Source organism: Parvibaculum sp. (assembly GCF_035325945.1).
GTDB lineage: Bacteria > Pseudomonadota > Alphaproteobacteria > Parvibaculales > Parvibaculaceae > Parvibaculum.
The window spans coordinates 1-1755 of sequence record NZ_DAOKYX010000029.1; the positions used below are offsets into that span (position 1 = coordinate 1).

General features: G+C 60.2%; 1 protein-coding gene. It reads left to right on the top strand.

The features are described 5' to 3' along the window. Positions 1–1755, top strand: a 1755-nt coding sequence (locus PKA57_RS12350; RefSeq protein WP_324301028.1) for a right-handed parallel beta-helix repeat-containing protein, incomplete at both ends; no start/stop codon positions are given.

A 1755-nucleotide genomic window follows, 5' to 3' on the forward strand; every position in this document is an offset into this window, starting at 1 on the left:
CACGGTCGCCCTGTCGATCAATAATGCGATCAACGCGGCCTCGAACGGCGCGACGATCAATGTCCTCGCGGGCACCTATGGAGCCTTCGGAACGTCGTTCGGCGGCGCATCTGATTTGACGATCCAGAGTGCCGACGGTGCTGTCATCGATGGCACGGGGATGACGGGCCGTATCATTGATCTGCGTGCCGACGGCACAAAGCTGACCGGCTTCACCGTCAACGGCGATGGCGGCGGTGTGGGCGTCTCGATCTCGGGTCGAGATGTGACCGTGAGCGGCAACACGATCAACGGCACGTTGACCGGCGTTCAAACGACCACGCAATACGCTGCCGGCAATGCAACGATCAGCGGCAACACGATCGATACCGCTTATGGCATCAGCCTGCAGAACACCGGAAACACCGTTTCGAACAACAATGTGACGGCGTCGGTGGAAGGCGTCGGCCTGCTCAAGAGCGCCAACACCTTCACCGATAACACTTTCGACATCGGCGCCAGCGGCAATGCCATGGTGCTCTACGGCGCATCGGCAAGCGACCTGAATGCGGCGCGCAATAGCGTCAACATCGCGGGTGGTGCGTTGCAGGGTGCCGTCGATCTCGCCGGCACGGACGGCGATCTCAACCTCGCTGCAGGCAACTACACGCTGGCTTCGACACTCAATATCAACAAGAGTGGTCTGACGCTGGATGGCGCTGGCGAAGGTTTGACGAACATCACCTCGAACGCGACCGGTTACGGGCTCCTGGTGAATGCCGACGATGTGACGCTGTCCTCCTTTACGCTCAACGGTCCGGCTTCGGGTCTCTATGGCATCAAGGTGGGGCCGAGCACGGGTGCCGCATCCGACCGTCTCCTGAACTTCGCTATCGACCATGTGACGATCAACGGTTCGAAGAAGACCGGGCTCGATCTCAATGGTGTCAACGGCGCGACGATCGATCATGTGACGGTCAGGAACACGACCAATGGCAATGGCATCGCGCTGACCGACTCGGCGGACGTCACGATCACCAATTCGACCACGTCGAACAATGCCTGGGGCGGTCTGGCTCTCTATCAGACCAACAAGGCCTACGATCAGCAGGTGACGGATATCCGCGTCGACGGTACCAATACGTTCGATGAAGCCAATGGCATCTATGCTCAGGATCAGTCAGCAACAAATGACTTTGGTGTGATTGATCTGGCCGGCCAGGGCATCGCCTATGTCGCCAAGATCGCCACAGGTGGAACTGACGGTGACTACACGTTCTTCCAGAAGCTGAAGCAGGGCGCCTATGACATTGGCGATGCATTCAATACGCGCTACGGCCTGACCGGCGCCACGGTTCAAGGTTATGCGGAAGCCAACAAGGACGTTGAAGGTAACAATGCCTTCTATGTCGGTCATGCTACGGGCGGCGGCGCTTTGTCAGTCAATGCGGCTGTTCAGTCCTCTGTTGCCGGCGATACGGTCAATGTCGACGCGGGTACCTATAATGAAGACGTCGTGGTCGATGGCGCCTCGCGCAATCTGGCCTTCGACGGTTCGACGCTCGACAGCCTGACGACCAATGTCGCAACGGCGATCGGCGGTACCGTAACGGCGGCGGGCGGTTTCCTGCTCAATGCCGCGACGACGCTGCTCTCCGATACGGTGCTGAACGGCGCCGTGACGGCAGGCGCCATCGATGGCACGACGGCGGGCGGCCAGTCGCTGGCGATCAATGGCGGTAGCGGGGCGGTCACGCTCGGCAATCTCGGCGCGAC